Origin of the sequence: Morganella psychrotolerans (assembly GCF_965118875.1) — a bacterium.
Classification (GTDB): domain Bacteria; phylum Pseudomonadota; class Gammaproteobacteria; order Enterobacterales; family Enterobacteriaceae; genus Morganella; species Morganella psychrotolerans_C.
In genome coordinates this window covers 176,521-193,210 of sequence record NZ_CBCPJD010000004.1, presented here as the reverse complement: position 1 = coordinate 193,210, position 16,690 = coordinate 176,521, and the positions used below count along the sequence as shown (strand labels likewise).

Genomic DNA, 16,690 nt, shown 5'->3' with positions numbered 1-16,690 from the left:
ACTGCACAATAATACACTTTGCATAAATACAGCAGATAAATCATCATCACGAATATTTCTTCTTGTGATAATCATTCTCAATCAATATTATTTACCTCCAAATGATGCCCTATTGACCCCCACTTATTCTCACAGGAATTATGACATGCGTATTCGTTCGTTTTGGCTGCTCACGCCCTGCCTGACTGTTCTCACGCCGCCTCCGCTTCTGGCGGCACAATCACCGGATGCTGATGAGCCGATAGTGGTATCTGCCACGCGGGGTTACCGGACAGTTGCAGAAATGGCGCAAACCACCTGGGTTATTGATAATGCGGATATTGCCCAACAGGCGGAAGGCGGCAAAGAGCTGAAAGATATTTTAGCGCAGCTGATCCCGGGGATGAGTGTCAGCGGACAGGGGCGGACGAACTACGGCATGAATATGCGCGGGCGCTCAATGATTGTGATGGTGGATGGTGTCCGTCTGAATTCATCACGCAGTGACAGCCGCCAGCTTGATTCTATTGACCCGTTCAATATCAATCATATTGAAGTGATCTCCGGTGCAACCTCTCTGTATGGCGGCGGTAGCAGCGGCGGTCTGATCAATATCGTGACTAAAAAAGGGCAGGCGGAAAAGCAGGTTGAAGTACAGATTGGTGGCAAAAGTGGTTTTCATAATGGTTCTGATCATGATGAAAATGTGGCGGCAGCCGTCAGCGGCGGAAATGAGCAGGTGACCGGGCGGATGTCGGTTGCGTATCAGCGCTATGGCGGCTGGTATGACGGCAAAGGTAATGAAGTACTGATTGATAACACACAGACCGGACTTCAGTATTCTGATCGTCTGGATGTGATGGGCTCCGGGACACTGAATATTGATGAAAACCAGAAGCTGGAGCTGATGGCGCAATATTACAACAGTGAATCAGACGGTAAGCATGGGATTGATCTGGGCAAAGATTTCTCTGCCGTGCTCGGCAAAGGGTCGGCGCGTAACAGTGATAAGCTGGATTCTGACAGGATACCCGGCACCAAACGTCATCTGGTCAATCTGCAATACAGTAATCAGGATGTGCTCGGACAGGATCTGGTGGCACAGGTTTATTACCGCGATGAAACGCAGACCTTCTATCCTTTCCCGGCCCTCGGCGGTAAAAAACCGGATTATGTGGTGAGCAGCATCAGTGCATCGGAGCAGAAAACCGATTTCTACGGCAGCAAAATTACCTTTAACAGCAAGCCACTCGATAACCTGACACTGACTTACGGCGCAGATGCCGAGCATGAAAAATTCAGTGCCAATCAGAAGTTTTTCAATCTGGAAAAAGCAAAAGAAAGTAACGGACTGACGCTGGATTCGGCGTATAACACCGGGCGCTACCCGGGCTACACTACGACTAATATGGCGGCTTTCCTGCAAAGCAGTTATGACATTAATCCGTGGGTGACGCTGAGCGGCGGCATGCGTTATCAGTACACAAAAAATAAAGTGGATGATTTTGTCGGGTATCAGCAGCAGCAACTGATTGCGGAAGGAAAAGCGACGTCTGCGGATGCGATTCCGGGCGGAGAAACGGATTACAACAACTTGTTATTTAATGCAGGTGTGCTGGTGAATATCACCGATACACAGCAAACCTGGTTTAATTTCTCACAAGGCTTTGAAATTCCTGATATTGCTAAGTTTTATGGTACCGGCACGTATGGCAGTTCAGTTAACGGTCATTATCCGCTGCTCAATAGTGTGAATATTAATGATACACGGGTTAAAGGCATTAAAGTCAACTCATTTGAGCTGGGTTGGCGTTACACCGGTGACAGCCTGCAAAGCCAGTTAGCTGCCTATTATTCGCTGTCTGACAGCAGTTATGACATCAATAAGAAAGACATGACTATCTTTCTGAAAGATGACAAACGCCGGATTTATGGTGTGGAAGGTGCGGTGGATTATTTTATTGCTGATACTGACTGGCGGGTGGGCTCAAACTTTAATTTGATCAAATCTGAGACAAAGTCGGGTGAACAATGGCAGAAATGGAGTGTAAAATTCGCCAGCCCGTCAAAAGTAACTGCCTATGTCGGATGGGAGCCGGATGACTGGACATTGCGTCTGCAAAGCCAGCAGTCATTCAACCTGACGGATGCGGACGGACAAAAACTGGATGGGTATAACACCGTTGATTTCCTTGGCAGTTATCTGTTACCGGTTGGTAAAGTCAGCTTTGCTGTCGAAAACCTGCTGGATAAAGATTACACCACGGTCTGGGGACAGCGCGCACCTATCCTCTACAGCCCGGCATACGGCGCACCGGAGCTTTACAGCTACAAAGGGCGCGGCCGGACATTTGCACTTAATTATCAGGTAACATTCTGAGATCCTTTCTATGCGTATATTGTTGTTGGTTGTAACCCTGGTCCTGAGCGTGGCAGCACAGGCTCAGACCCGGATCATTACTGATTTGCAGGGCCGCCCGGTTGCCGTGAATACCCCGGTAAAACGACTGTTTCTGGCGGATGCCCGCGATATTCTGGCGGTGGATATTGCTGCCGGAAAGAATCACCTTTCCTCTCTCAGCGGATGGAGTGATACGCTGGCACACTATGCGCCTGATCTGGAAGCGGCGTATCTGGATGTGGTGCCGGAGCTGGCGCGTTTGCCGGTTCTGCCTAAGAGTAAAGACGGTACGTTTGTGGTGGAAAATCTGCTGGCACTGTCGCCGGATGCCGTGCTGATGCATAAATCGTCTTACGGACTGATGAAAAGCTCAAATCTGCTGCCGCAACTGGAAGCTGCCGGGATCCCTGTGATTTTTATTGATTTTCGCAGTGATATGACAGAAAACACACCGAAGAGTATTCAGATCCTCGGGGAGCTATTTGACACACAGGACCGGGCTGACGCATTCACTGAATATTATCAGCTGAAACTGGCGGCATTGCGCAAACGGCTGCCGGAGCAGACCGCTTCTGTACTGATTGAAAGCAATGCCGGATTATTCGGTAATGAGTGCTGCAAGCTGTACGGGCGCACTGGTTTTGGTGAGTTAGCGGCACTGGCGGGCGGAAACAATCTGGTCAGTGAATCAATACCGGCAAACGGCGCGGAAAGTAACACAGAGAATATCCTGCATCTCAATCCGCAGTTTTATGTGCTGACGGGTGCCGACTGGAAGCAATATAACCGGCGTTCAGAGGCGGTAAGCCTTGGTTACGGTGTACCGCCTGAACCGGCGCGGAAAGAGATGAACGCGCTGATGAACCGGCAGGGGCTTGCGTCACTGGAAGCGGTAAAATCACACAGAGTGATGGCGATTTACCATAACTTTTATAACAGCCCGCTGAATATTTTTGCCGCAGAGGCACTTGGGGCATTTTTCCACCCTCAGGCATTCAGTGACTTGAATCCGCAGGCGGAAATTATCTCATTTCACCAGCGGTTTACGGCAATCAGTGGCGCCGGGACGTTTTGGGTGACGGCGCAGTAATCTGTTCCTTCATTAAGGTATATTATGAATAAGGGCAGCATCCCCGGTTGCCCTTATTTTTTGGTTCATTTTCTCTCACCGGTTAAAATTTCTGCGATTCAGTCCCCTGATTTGATCTTCCTCCCAATCTCATTATTCAACAGCTATGTAAATGTGATGTAAAACTCATTTTTGTAAGAATAAATCTGAGTCAGAGCACATATTCCGGCATAAAAATAAAAACAAAAAAAATCACTGAAAAAAATAACATAATGAATTTATTGCATTATATTTTGCTTTAAACGATAAAGCGCTATTTCAGGTAAACGAGACGACACTCACATTTTTAAAACGGGAATGTGATCCGTATCGCTACTTATTTACACATATTTAGTCCATCTTTAAAAATAAGAAAATTCACATCAGGAGCGCGGTTTTGGAGATTTATTTCGACAGTGAGCTGTTATCCCTGAATCAGCATTTTGCCTCTCCGGAGGAGGGAATACGTTACGCCGGAGGGTTGCTATACCAGGCCGGAGCCTGTAACCATGATTATATCGAGGAGATGATCCGCGTTTATCATGAATTTGGTCCGGTTATTGTTCTGGATACCGGTGTGGCGATGCCACATGCAAGACCGGAAAAAGGCGCGTTAAAAACTGCATTTTCTGTTGTGGTAACCGGAACGCCACTGGTGTTTCATCATGAAGAATTTGATCCGGTAAACGTTATTATTGCGATTACCGCAACGGACCCGGATACCCATATTCATCTGATTCAGACAGTGGCCTACCTTATTGAGAATAATATTACTGAATTTGTAAAAGAAAATAATAAAGAACAGATTTTACACTTTATCCGGGCGTCGATAGAGAGGACAGCATGATTAAAATAAGAACCGTATGCGGCAATGGTATAGGCAGTTCGTTAATGGCGGCTAATAATGTAAAAAAAATTTGTGAGGAGATGGGGATTAAAGCCGATGTCGCATCAGTTGATTTTGCTAATGCGGTTGGTGAAAGAGCAGATTTATACGTCACGATTAAAGAACTGGCTTCGCAATTCCCTGCACACTGTCAGGTTGCCGTGATCCGTAGTTATGTTCATAAAGCAAAAATTGCTGAAGATATTAAAGAGGCTTTACTTAAACTGAGTCAGTCCTGATATTCACTTATTCCTTCAAACTGTAGATTTATTGGCGGTGCTCCGTCTGCCGCCTGTCTGCATTCTGAATGACGTCGGGTATAGTTCATTTCTTTTACAGGAATTAAAATATGACTTATATTCTCTCATTTCTGACTGAGATATTCAGTCAACCTGCTTTTCTCATGGGTATTATTTCCCTGGTGGGATTGCTGGCATTACGATCACCGGTTAATAAATTATTAACCGGTACATTAAAACCTATTCTCGGTTATTTAATGTTGAGTGCAGGTGCCGGTGTTATTGTGGCAAACCTGAACCCGCTCGGTGGTATTATTGAAGCCGGATTTAATATCCGTGGTGTTATTCCGAATAATGAAGCCATTGTTTCTGTTGCCCAGAAAGTACTGGGTGTGGAAACCATGAGTATTTTATTACTCGGCTTTATTTTTAACCTCGCAATTGCACGACTGACCAAATATAAATATATCTTTTTAACCGGACATCACTCTTTCTTTTTAGCTTGTTTATTTTCTGCAGTATTACAGGCGGCGAGTTTTAAAGGTTGGGAAATGGTGCTTATCGGCGGTTTCCTGCTGGGTTCATGGTCTGCTATCTCTCCGGCTATCGGGCAGCGTTATACCAAACGCGTGACAGAAGACGGCGGGATTGCCATGGGACACTTCGGGTCGCTCGGCTATTACCTGTCGGCGTGGATTGCGGGCAAAGTCGGTAAAGCGGAAGACTCATTTGCCGATACTGAAATCTCAGAAAAATGGGGCTTCCTGCGTGATACCACAGTCACTACCGGTATTGTTATGGTTGTTATCTATCTGGTGTGCAGCATTGTGGCAGGTTCCGGTTATATCAGCACTATCACTGAACAAAATATGGTTATCTTCTCCATTATTACCGGTCTGCAATTTGCGGTCGGGGTGGCGATTGTCTACAGCGGTGTCCGCTTAATTTTGGGTGATTTGGTGCCTGCATTCCAGGGGATCAGCCAGAAGCTTATCCCGAATTCTATTCCGGCAGTTGACTGCGCGGTCTTCTTTACTTTCAGCCCGACAGCGGTGGTTATTGGTTTTATCAGCTCCTTTATCGGCGGGTTGGTGGGTATGCTGATGCTCGGTGGTCTGGGTATGGCACTGATTATCCCGGGCATGGTGCCGCATTTCTTCTGTGGTGGTACATCCGGTGTTTTCGCTGACAAACTGGGCGGGAAAAAGGGGTGTATTATTGCATCCTTCATCGGCGGTATTTTCCTGGCATTTTTACCGGCGATGTTATTACCGGCACTGGGTAATCTCGGTTTTGAAAATAGTACATTCGCAGACTTTGACTTCGCGGTTTGGGGTATTGTTATCGGAGAAGCATTTACTCACTTCGGACAAATTGCGATTTACCTGATTTGCTTTGTCTTATTGCTGGCATTATTAATCCCGTTTGCCTTTAAATCAGTCAAAGTGGTTGGTGATACCCTCAGTTATGACGAATTAATTGAAAAAGACCGTGCACATAAATAAATACTATACCCAACGCTATTCAAGATGCAGGCAGGCGGCAAGGGAAAACAGACGGGGAGCATACATCAGTATGTGACCCGACTGGCATCGTTCCGCCAACGAACCTGTGGTTTGAATGAATAAGTGTATATGCTGACGAAATGTTTTAAGGAGTTGTCATGGCAGTAATTTCTGTCGGTTTATCCTGCTTCGACCAGTTCTTTTTTCTTAACCGCTGGCCGGAAGAGAATACTAAAAATTTCTCCGGGGATTTTATTGAAAGCGGAGGCGGCCCGTGTGCAAATGCCGCCTGGTTATTAGGGCTGTGGGGTGAAGACATCTATTATACCGGACACCTTAATAACGACATTTATGGTCAGAAAATTATTAATGAGTTTCATGATGTTGGTGTGAATACAGATTATGTCATTTTTAATGATGAAATGATCACTCCGCTTGCATCAGTATTAGTAAATCAATTAAATGGCTCACGAACAATTATCACGCGGAAATTACCATTACCACCCCGCATGACATTTGAAGAAAAGCATAAAATTGATGAATTAATTAATAAACTGACACAAAAGGATAAAGGAGAAGTGACCACAATATTAATTGATGGTCATGAACCGGAGTTAAGTGAATATATTATTCAGCGATTACCCGATGCCCGCGTCGTAATGGATGCGGGGTCACTGAGAGAAAGTAATTTAAATCTGGCTAAATATACCGATTATCTGGTCGCCAGTGAAAATTTTTCCCGTGATCTGATTGAAATTGATAAATTTACAACTGACAGTCAGTTAAAGTCAGCATTAACAGAGTTGAATAAGCTCGCACGCGGGCAGGCGTTTATTACGCTGGGGGAGAAAGGATGCGCTTATTTACAGAACGGAATGCTGACAATATCACCGGCATTTGTCTGTAATGCCATTGATACAACCGGTGCAGGTGATATTTTCCACGGCGCCTTTACGTATGGCGTTCATTATAACTGGCATATAGAAAATATTATTTTGTTTGCCAGTTTATCTGCCGCTATTTCTATTGAGAAAAAAGGGGTGCGCGAATCAATGCCTGATTTGGCTGATGTTCATAATGCTGTTAATAAATATGAAAGAAACCTGAAAAATTATTTTGATTGATTTCTGAGTTATATACCCAATGTCATACGGGTATACGCCAACAAGGGGAATACCAATGCTAGTTTCGATGCAGAATATGCTCAATCGTGCCTTCGCACATCAGTATGCCGTCGGTCAGTTTAATATTAATAATATGGAGTGGACGGGGGCGGTATTAAGCGTCGCTCAGGCATTGCGTTCACCGGTTATTTTAGGCGTCTCCGGCGGGACGATAAAACACATGCTCGGGCTGAAATGTATTCACGATATTGTTATTAATGCGATGGATTACCTGGAAATTGATGTCCCGGTTGCGCTGCATCTGGATCACGGCCAGTCTTATGAAGCCTGTGAAGCGGCAATTAATGCGGGGTTCAGCTCTGTGATGTTTGACGGCTCTCATATGCCATTTGCTGAAAACCTGGCAATAACCAAACGTCTGGTAACCTATGCCCACCGCCGTGGTGTTTCTGTTGAAGCTGAGCTGGGAACCATTGCAGGCAGTGAGGACGGTATTATTAATTCCCATGTGATTTACGCCGATCCGCAGGAGTGTCAGACGCTGGTGGAAGAAACTGGTGTAGATTGCCTGGCCGCCGCACTCGGTTCTACTCACGGGCTGTATAAAGGTAAGGCGAAACTGGGCTTTGCTGAAATGCAGCACATCGCACAATTGGTGAGTGTTCCGCTGGTATTGCACGGCGGTACAGGAATTTGTGATGAGGATATGAAGAGAGCTATTTCACTGGGCACGGCAAAAATCAATGTGAATACTGAAAATATGTATGCCTGGTGCCTGGCCGTAAAAGAGCAGTTCGACCAGCAAGGCGCACATGATATTAATGATCCGCGCAAAGTGATTATGAAAGGATTAAAACCGGTTGCAGAGAGAGTGGAAGAGCGGATGCGTCTGTTCGGCTCTGCGGGTCAGGCAATTTAACCTGTTGTTTATTCTTATAATGACCGCCATTCAGGCGGTCATCGGAGACTGAGTCAGGTAATTTTTTGCGTTTTCAATAATTGCCTGAGAGATGCGTTGTAATGTGGCGGACTCCGGCTGATAGCGATGCCAGTAAAGTTGTTTCTGCTGAACCAGTTCCGGTACAAGATTAACCATCCTGCCTGATTCAAGCTCATGTTTAATCTGATGTTCTGCAATCATACAGCAGGCTGAATTTTGTAATATCAGCTGAATATAAGCTTCTGATGAAGGCACTATGTGGCTGTTCAGGCTGCCGGGGGTTAACCGGAAGTATTCCTGAAGAAAAATATGGTGCATATCAGATGAATGGTTGAATGAGATGACAGGTGCACGCAGCAATGCCTCTTTGGTAACCCCGTTTTTAAAATGTTTCTCTGCAAATGCCGGGCTTGAAACAAAGATATAATCCATCGCGCCCAGATAATCACAGGTTCCGCCGACCGCAGGCAGCGGCTGCATACTGATTGCCCCGACGGCTTCACCTTTCAGCAGATAGTCGAGTGTGCGGCTTTCATCATCCACTTTAATATCCAGGCGGATTGCCCGGTCATCCAGAATCGGTTTTATTGCGCCGAGAAACCAGGTTGCCAGTGAATCGGCGTTAATAGAAATAGGGATGGTCACCACATGGTTGCCGCTTTCATTATCAAACGCATCATGCTCAATTAAATCAACATGATATAAAAGTCCGAGTAATTTTTGCCCCAATTCTGTCGGTTTTGGCGGTACTGTCCGTGTCAGGAGCAGAGAGCCGACCTGGTTTTCCAGTTGTTTCACGCGCTGAGAGACTGCTGACTGGGTAATAAACAGTTTTGCCGATGCTTTTTCAAATCCCTGCTCTTTGATAATAAGATCAAGCAATCTCAGTGATTTATAATCTACATTCTTCATGGCGGCTCAGCGGTGGTGGCGAAAAGTAGCGCTATTCTACACGAAAAGGCAGGCAGGAGGAAAACGCCGGCACAGAGTACAGCCGGCGCATAACGGAATATCAGTCAATAGTCATGATAATAGATATCATACCACTGAATGCCCCCGGGGCGACGGTTCCGGTTGTTTCCAGTGTACTTTTCAGCTCGGCATTTGTCGGGTAATCACTTTGGACAAACATCTGAACGCCTCCCTGTGATGCGTTCAGCGGGTAGTTATTCAGTGTCAGCCGGCTATACAGATTTTGTTTGAGTTTCAGACGACTTTCTGTGTCAGAAATGGAATACACCCGGACAATCGTATCTTTACTGCATTTTACGGTCAGGTATTGCGAGGCGACATTGCCATTAATCATATCGTCCTGAATACGGCCATGATCTAAAAAAATGTTCGGGTTACCGACATCAAAACTGCATATTCCGCCGGGTGGCGGGGATACACCACAAATAGCACCGGGAAACATATAGCCTCCGCCCTCCTTTGATTTAGCTGTCAGGAAAAGGGTGACACACTCGTTACGGATAGTATCCCCTTTATGATTTGTCTCCCCCGTGTAAGGTAATCCGCCAAAGCAGTTATTATAAATATAGTCATAGACATCACGCGCATCCGGCAGAATAGCTAAGTTTCCCTGACAGCGACTGTTAAAATTACTGTCGTTACGTGATGTGACACCACCTTTGTTGGCATTAGTGTGGCGGTGATTAATATTCGCATAGCAGGATTTAGTCAGTCCGGCAGTAATACAGGGATTCAGAGTGCCACGTGGTGGCGGAGTCCAGGCCGCAATGGTGTAGTCATAAACAATTGCGGACCCGTCTTTGGTTGAGCTCGTAATATAGCTGTAAATTTCTGCCTGTGCGGTGGAAAGAGTGAATAAAAAGAGCGTAGTCAGTACACTCAGATAACGGATAATATTTTTCATACCGGCCTCAGAAGTAGTCGATAGTCAGAAAGGCGGTGGAGTTAAATGCACCATACTTAATTGTTTTATCTGCCAGTGCTTTAGGCACGACTTTTAAAAAAGCGATAAACCGGATTTTATTTTCACCGTTGCCGGCAATATTAATGGCATTGGAGAACTGATTCAGCGGGATAATGGATGCAGCTTCTGTTTTGATGCCGATAGCAAAGCCCCCGGCATTACTGGAAGCATCAAGTGCAAGATATTCTTTCAGCTCTGCAGAGGCCGCACCGGTAAATTTAATCTTAAAACGGTTCAGGTCACTGATATTACACTCAGATAAAACCAGCGAAAATGACTTGCTGACTTCTGTTCCGTCATAAAGATCCGGTAATGAAACGTCACTGAAATCAACCAGTAATTCTTTATTTTCAGGTAATAAGGTACAGGGGTCATTATATAACTCACCTGTTACCCGCAGATTATCCGCCGCATTAGCGGCAGGGATAAAGCCGGCTGAGAAAGAGAGTGTGGCACCGAATATCAACGCACAGAGAGCAGACGGACGAAATATCATCAAAAATACTCCATAGTCACAGTACCGGTCCCGCTGAAGTGACCAGGCGACAACTCCCCGTTCGGATTCTTTGTCAATACCATCGTCAGTGTCAGATGACGACTGTTAACCAGTTGCGCTTTACCTAAATCCAGCTTTGTTCCCGCCAGCTCGATATTGAATGCCAGATTGCTCAGGTTGGTTTTAATCAGCTTATTATTGAACTGGGCACGCGGGCCATCCACGGTCAGATAGTATTTGAAATCAGTGCCTTCCTGCTCACAGACAAAGGGGATATCCACATCCCTGCGGGTATCTGCTTTTTCCAGCGATTTTATCTGTACACGCTGAAAATCAACCAGAATCTCTTCATTATTATTGACCTTGCAGGGCGGCGGTGGCACCAATTTTCCGGTGATAATGATGTCGGCAGAACTGTGAGCTGCACCCGCGTATACCGGTACGGTTATACATGCCAGGAGCAGAGCAGCGGAAAATAGTTTCATCACAGCGCCTTATTCGTATTCAATATGGATAGTTGCATTTGCACTGAAATTTCCGGACGGCAATTTGGCACCGGGCTTTTTGGCCAGTACCACTCTTATTTCCGGCTGAGACGGATACTGAACATTTATTTTTTCATTCAGCGGAAGAAGGTTGTTATCGGCCTGAAATTTAACAGCCAGATCAGTTGCACTGGTGGACAGATAGCGCTTGTCGACTGTAGAGGCTGAGCCGCTGATATACATTTTTATTCCGCGGGCCCGGTTATCCTGACACTCTATCCGGTAATCCAGCTTTTCACTGTAATTATCATGATCAATGCGTGTGGTAATAACATCTTTAAAATCCACCAGAATATTTTTACCCTGATTGACTTTGCAGGGGGCGGAATAAATTTCCCCCCTGACATAAACATCAAGATAGGTATAGGACGCGCCGGATACCGTCAGAGGCAGACACAAAAGTGCTGCACATCCTGTGCGGGTTAAAAATGACTGGCTCACCGGCGTTTCTCCTTTTATTTCCGGGCGGATTATTTATTGTCTGCCTGTACGGTACAGGTACTTCCGTTACAGCTGAATTTCAGCGGCTTGGTATCACCATAATCATTAACGTAGTAAGCCGTTGGGGCATTCCCTAAAGCCGGAGCACTGAAGGTTGCGGAGGATTTCGGGGCCACCATGATCGGGTCGAATTTCACTTCTTTTCCGCCGCTGGCTTCCATGCGTGTGACTGAAAGATGGAAATTAGTTGTATTATCAATGGTATATTGCCCGCCATTTTGTGTCATACGGATCCCCTGCGCACCGTCAATAATCTCCATTCTGTCCTGTACCTGAATGGCTTTCGGGCGGTAGAACAGTTTGATTTTGGTCTGAAGCGCAATTTGCAGTACATTGCTTTTTTCAACCGCCGGCGGGATTTCACGGACATTCAGATAAAATACAGACTCACGATCTGCCGGTAATGATGTGGCTTCCGGTGATAACTGAACTTTTATCTGACTTTTGCTGTTCGCTTCTATCCGCTGAACCGGCGGGGTGACAAAGATAGGGGATGTAATTTTCTGACCGGCGCTGTTTTCAATCCAGGATTGTGCCAGATACGGTTTACTGAGGTGTTCATTTGTCACTGTCAGCGGCACAGATTTATCACCTTCATTATAAATTACACGGGTTCTGTCCAGTGCGATTGCCGCATTGGCCGCCAGTGGTGTTAATGCCAGGGTCGTCAGTGCAGCACAGAATAATATTGTTACTTTTTGCATGTCTCGTTCCTTACGGAGTCATCTATCAATTCAGGTATATACATGTCTGTGCCGCTTTATTTTTTCAGGCAGGGCAACAGCATATTAAATTTAAAATTATCATCCAGTGTTGCCGGGATGTGGATTGAACATTGTGTCTGTCCGCTCCAGGCGACATTCAGATTTTGGTCCGGCTGGATCCCTGTCAGGTAAGCTGCGCCATTATCTGCAATAATTCCGATTTCCACATTTTTGTCATTCAGAACGGATGCACCGAATGGCGGATGAGAATTATCACTCATGGCAATAATACTCATAATTTTATAGCCTTCGACAATATTAAATTTACGGTAGCCGATAGCGCCGGATGTCATTGTTGCGGCCTGGACTGATGTCAGTGCTTCGGCATTATCCGGTAAATCATCCAGATCCAGGGATAACTGACTGCGTGAATAGGCCGTCGCTGTCGGGATAACTGCTTTTCCGAAATGGTTTGAATGTACTGATTTCCCGGTACCGCGCACAGATATACCGGCAGCACCATTGGTATCGATAAGAATACGCGGTGCCATTGTATTTCCGCTACGGTGGAATGCCGCACCTTCTTTTGTCAGAGTCATACCGCCGCGGGACTGACCAGATAATGTCACAATATCATCCCGGACATAAGTACCGCTCAGTGAAAGGTAGTTATTTCCCCCTTCATTGCTGTAAAAACCGGCGACATTAATATTATTATCGCCTTCCCCGACAGAAAGGGAGTAGCTGCTGGCATTATCAATATCTGTGTAATAGTTAATATTGTTACTGTGTGCTTTCTTATTATAGCTGCCGCTGTAACTAACCATACCTTTGTGGTCGTCAAGTGGCACGGATAAGCTGGCATAAATACCATTATCTTTTGATGTGTCAGATTCAGTTCTGTATGCCGACATACTGACACTAAGATTGCGTTTATCTGCCCAGTCAAAGCTGCGTGACAATGTCATGCTGTAGTTATTGATGCTTGGCTTATTCCAGAATGTCTGATGGCTGTAGTTCAGATAGACGTTCATGCGCAGAGACGGAAATACCTTATTAAAGATGATGTTATACATCTCTTTGCTGCTTTCGGTATTACTGCCGCGATAGCGCTGGTCGACAAACTGATTCATTGTCATGTAATCCCGCTCGGAGAAGCGATAACCGGCGAAGGTCAGCTGACTGTTGATGGCATCAAATTCTTTTGAATAGGTAACACTGTAAGATGCGCCGCTCTTATTTTGTTTATCTGCAAGATTATCCAACTGCGCCCGGGAATAGGATACTTTCACGGAGAATACTCCGAATGGTGCGATATCGCGCCCGACCCCGACAGAGACGTTCTGGTAATCAGCGGCTGCCAGCGCACCACCGAATAACGTGGTGTTATTGTTCATCCCCCAGGAGAAACTGCCCACACCAAAATCGGGACCTTCCGTTTTGTGGTTATCTGCCATCGGTTTTCCGGCGGCCAGTTTAAACAGGAATTGGCCCGGGCGCGTTAATGTCGCCAGGCGGGAAGTTTCAATAGTGAAATGCTGCTCACTGCCATCTTGTTCTTTAATAGTGACATTCAGAATACCATCACCGATATAGTTCATATCACGGATACGGAACGGACCTCTGCTGACCTGCTCCTGATACACGATACGCTCGCCCTGGCGGATAATAACGGTCGCATTGGTGCGTGCAACCCCGGCCACTTCCGGCGCATAACCCCGTAAAAGTGGCGGAAACATATTTTCATCTGTCTCCAGGCTCAGACCGAGGTAGCGGAAGCTTTCAAACAGTTCGGAGGTCAGATATTGCTCACCCATCATCAGGCGGGCACTGATTGAACGCAGTGCGCGATAGCCGTATACCTGGTTCCACTGCCAGCGTTTTGTACTGTCAGGCTGGTCGCCTCCGGTTCCCTGCCATTCAGCACGGACCCGCCAGGCGCCGAGGTTTACTCCGACATCACCATAACCGACGACCTCTTTCTTATCGTTTTTTCCGTTATCCTGATCTTTTTGGAATTTGCTGTAGGTCGCGGTGGCATTATAGTCAAAAATAAAGCCGGCAATACCGTCATCCCAGCGGGCAGGCGGATCCCAGGATGGATCGTTGTACTCCATATACGCTTGGGGAATATTAATGTTCAGCTTATTACCGGGAATATCACCGGTTGCCTGCATCTCAGGAATAGTGCGTATATCCAGACACTGTAAGTTATCCTGAGTCAGCCAGTTTGCTTTATTTTTCCATTCTTCTTTAAGGTCAAGCTGTTTGAATAATTCAGGTGTAATACAAGGATGGGTTATTTCCTGATCATCTTCAGGAGTGTAGAAAAGGATATTTTCTTCACTATCAATAATATTATTATTTAGTTTTATAGCTAAAAGATAAGTACCGGGCATAACATAGTGAGCACGGCTAAATTTGGAGAAGTCTATTTCCTGGCTATCTGCATCAAGAAAAGAGGTATTGAAATTAACCGCCTCTTCTGCAAATGCATTGCCTATCTGGAGGGATACAATGATCGAAGCGGCGAGTATTTTTATTGTTGTTGCGAGCTTCATAAATAACGCCGACCACCATTGATTTATTCATTAATGCAGTGGCGGAAGCAGTCCGTGCATACCACTGCATATATTCAATCTTTAATCAGTAACGATCCTGTTATTGATAGAAAATCTGGAAGTTAACCGGGGTATCGAAACGACCTGTTGTTGCCTGTTCACCGGCAACAGCAGACTGATTACCTTTCACGTAGGCTGCAAAGTTCAGTGGCGTGATCTGATCTTTACCACCGTTCAGGGTGTATTTTTCAGCCGGGAAACGTGAACCCAGTTCAATTGCTCTACCACCGCTGTCAGTCAGTGCGATACCGGCATTTTGAATAGAACCCAGACCAACATATTTAGAGGTTGCGGTACCATCTGTCAGTTCGATAGTGGGTGCAGTAAATTGAATCTGAGCTGTTTTGTATGTTGTGGTATCACAGTTTTTCAGTTCAATATTGAAGTTTTTGCTATCAGTACGGTAAGTACCAGTAGTTAATTCATTACGGCTGATTTCACCGAAATCAACTGTCTGGTCCAGGAATTTACTATCAATAGAGCATGGTACGTTATTAATGTAACCTTTGAAATGAACGGTACCAAGACCACTTTTTACTTCTGGAACAGCATCTTCAGCTTGAGCGTAGCCGATAGTAAATAATGATCCCAGGACAACTGAGAGTAATACTTTCTGAAGTTTCATGTTATTTCCTTTATCAGGGATATTTGTCAGTGTTAAAAGTAATGTCTTATTTTTGATAACAAGGGTAATGAAATAGATAACGCCACGACATATAATAATATCGTGTATATTTAATTCGGGTAATTAAGGGCTGTACACTCTAAATACTTGCTCATATTATGTTGTTTGTTTTATAGCGTGTCAATTTAGTGGTGAGTACTGCTATTTTTTATATTACATTAACATTCAACGTTAAGTTTCAGGATGTGTATCGCAGGTAGAATTATATCTCTGACATGAACACAATTAGTTCACGAAATGCATTTATGATGAAGATGTAAATATCGGGTTGTTTTGTGACTGGGTTATATATATATCACTAAAATTAAAATTTCTGGTGTTTTAGTATGCCTGGTTAGCATGAAAGTGAAATTTTAACCTGAATCATCCATCATTAAATGCACATTTTTGGTTATCATTACTATTTACGTAACCCATTTGATTATAATCATGTAGTGAAGTGATTAGTTTTTGTGCTTAGGTATATGCCTGTAATCGGTTATTTAAGGTAACAGGATCTATTATCAATTACATCATGAAGGTTTATTTACTATTTTTATTTTGTGGGACTGCTCACAATCTCATTGACGGTAGCAATATCGTACCAATATAGTTGTTGCGCAAAAATATTACATGGATAAGAGTTAAATTATTTTTACTTATTTACAGTGGCACAGAGTATATCGATTAACTCAAAAATGGACGGGTGATTGCATGTTATTGTATGTAGACCGGTATATTTTTTTTATTTGTGCGCAGGCTCTTTTCCCCCTGAAAAGTCATCTATACCTTTTCATAACATAAAACAAACAAACGGTCGCGTTTATTTAATATAAGCAACGTGTTCTCTGCCGGTACCCGGATAGGATAAAAAATAGTCTGAAATGTTACCCCGTAATGAGCTATGCCACTTACGTAACCTCCCTTTGTCTGGTTTTTGGGTATATAACGGAGAGAATACTCAATAGTGTGAGCTACATCTATATTTACATCATAGCGTGATCTATATCTGATTTATTTATCCTATCGTTATCTGACCTG

Annotated in this window: 15 protein-coding genes; 7 read left to right on the top strand and 8 right to left on the bottom strand. The window is 44.9% G+C overall.

The window, feature by feature from the left end; genetic code table 11:
* The first annotated feature begins 145 nt into the window (after window positions 1–145).
* The 7 genes from ACMHKJ_RS06215 to fba all read left to right on the top strand — a co-directional run bounded on the left by ACMHKJ_RS06215 (window position 146) and on the right by fba (window position 8,161).
* Window positions 146–2,359, top strand: a complete 2,214-nt coding sequence (locus tag ACMHKJ_RS06215) for a TonB-dependent siderophore receptor (protein ID WP_413492623.1) — start codon at window positions 146–148, stop codon at window positions 2,357–2,359.
* 10 nt (window positions 2,360–2,369) lie between these two features.
* Window positions 2,370–3,470: an ABC transporter substrate-binding protein gene (locus ACMHKJ_RS06210; protein WP_413492622.1), complete on the top strand. Its 1,101-nt coding sequence runs from the start codon at window positions 2,370–2,372 to the stop codon at window positions 3,468–3,470.
* Between the two features lie 415 nt (window positions 3,471–3,885).
* Complete coding sequence (locus ACMHKJ_RS06205) at window positions 3,886–4,335, top strand: PTS sugar transporter subunit IIA (protein ID WP_413492621.1); 450 nt, start codon at window positions 3,886–3,888, stop codon at window positions 4,333–4,335.
* Complete coding sequence (locus tag ACMHKJ_RS06200; protein ID WP_067366226.1) at window positions 4,332–4,613, top strand: PTS sugar transporter subunit IIB; 282 nt, start codon at window positions 4,332–4,334, stop codon at window positions 4,611–4,613. The genes ACMHKJ_RS06205 and ACMHKJ_RS06200 overlap by 4 nt, the downstream gene beginning before the upstream one ends.
* 110 nt (window positions 4,614–4,723) lie before the next feature.
* Window positions 4,724–6,118 carry a PTS ascorbate transporter subunit IIC gene (locus ACMHKJ_RS06195; protein WP_067366229.1) on the top strand — a complete coding sequence of 465 codons (1,395 nt, stop codon included), beginning with the start codon at window positions 4,724–4,726 and terminating at the stop codon, window positions 6,116–6,118.
* Window positions 6,119–6,276: 158 nt separating this feature from the next.
* Window positions 6,277–7,242: a carbohydrate kinase family protein gene (locus ACMHKJ_RS06190; RefSeq protein ID WP_413492620.1), complete on the top strand. Its 966-nt coding sequence runs from the start codon at window positions 6,277–6,279 to the stop codon at window positions 7,240–7,242.
* A 55-nt stretch (window positions 7,243–7,297) separates the two neighbouring features.
* On the top strand, window positions 7,298–8,161 hold the full coding sequence (gene fba, locus ACMHKJ_RS06185) for a class II fructose-1,6-bisphosphate aldolase (protein ID WP_413492619.1): 864 nt from the start codon (window positions 7,298–7,300) through the stop codon (window positions 8,159–8,161).
* Between the two features lie 30 nt (window positions 8,162–8,191).
* Here the strand turns inward: fba and ACMHKJ_RS06180 are convergent, their stop codons facing one another.
* The 8 genes from ACMHKJ_RS06180 to ACMHKJ_RS06145 all read right to left on the bottom strand — a co-directional run bounded on the left by ACMHKJ_RS06180 (window position 8,192) and on the right by ACMHKJ_RS06145 (window position 15,610).
* A complete protein-coding gene (locus ACMHKJ_RS06180) occupies window positions 8,192–9,094 on the bottom strand; it encodes a LysR family transcriptional regulator ArgP (protein ID WP_413492618.1) in 903 nt (300 codons plus the stop codon).
* A 100-nt stretch (window positions 9,095–9,194) separates the two neighbouring features.
* Window positions 9,195–10,058 (bottom strand): MrpH family fimbial adhesin, encoded by an 864-nt coding sequence (locus tag ACMHKJ_RS06175; protein ID WP_413492617.1) that lies wholly within the window; start codon window positions 10,056–10,058, stop codon window positions 9,195–9,197.
* Window positions 10,059–10,065: 7 nt separating this feature from the next.
* Window positions 10,066–10,614, bottom strand: a complete 549-nt coding sequence (locus ACMHKJ_RS06170) for a fimbrial protein (protein WP_413492758.1) — start codon at window positions 10,612–10,614, stop codon at window positions 10,066–10,068.
* The gene (locus ACMHKJ_RS06165) at window positions 10,614–11,099 is read right to left on the bottom strand and encodes a fimbrial protein (RefSeq protein ID WP_413492616.1); all 486 of its coding nucleotides are present in this window, start codon (window positions 11,097–11,099) and stop codon (window positions 10,614–10,616) included. Before ACMHKJ_RS06165 ends, ACMHKJ_RS06170 begins: the two co-directional genes overlap by 1 nt.
* A 9-nt stretch (window positions 11,100–11,108) precedes the next feature.
* Window positions 11,109–11,600, bottom strand: a complete 492-nt coding sequence (locus ACMHKJ_RS06160) for a fimbrial protein (protein WP_413492615.1) — start codon at window positions 11,598–11,600, stop codon at window positions 11,109–11,111.
* Window positions 11,601–11,629: 29 nt separating this feature from the next.
* On the bottom strand, window positions 11,630–12,364 hold the full coding sequence (locus ACMHKJ_RS06155) for a fimbrial biogenesis chaperone (protein ID WP_413492614.1): 735 nt from the start codon (window positions 12,362–12,364) through the stop codon (window positions 11,630–11,632).
* Between the two features lie 56 nt (window positions 12,365–12,420).
* Window positions 12,421–14,925: a fimbria/pilus outer membrane usher protein gene (locus tag ACMHKJ_RS06150; protein ID WP_413492613.1), complete on the bottom strand. Its 2,505-nt coding sequence runs from the start codon at window positions 14,923–14,925 to the stop codon at window positions 12,421–12,423.
* A gap of 100 nt (window positions 14,926–15,025) precedes the next feature.
* A complete protein-coding gene (locus ACMHKJ_RS06145) occupies window positions 15,026–15,610 on the bottom strand; it encodes a fimbrial protein (protein WP_413492612.1) in 585 nt (194 codons plus the stop codon).
* Window positions 15,611–16,690 lie beyond the last annotated feature (1,080 nt).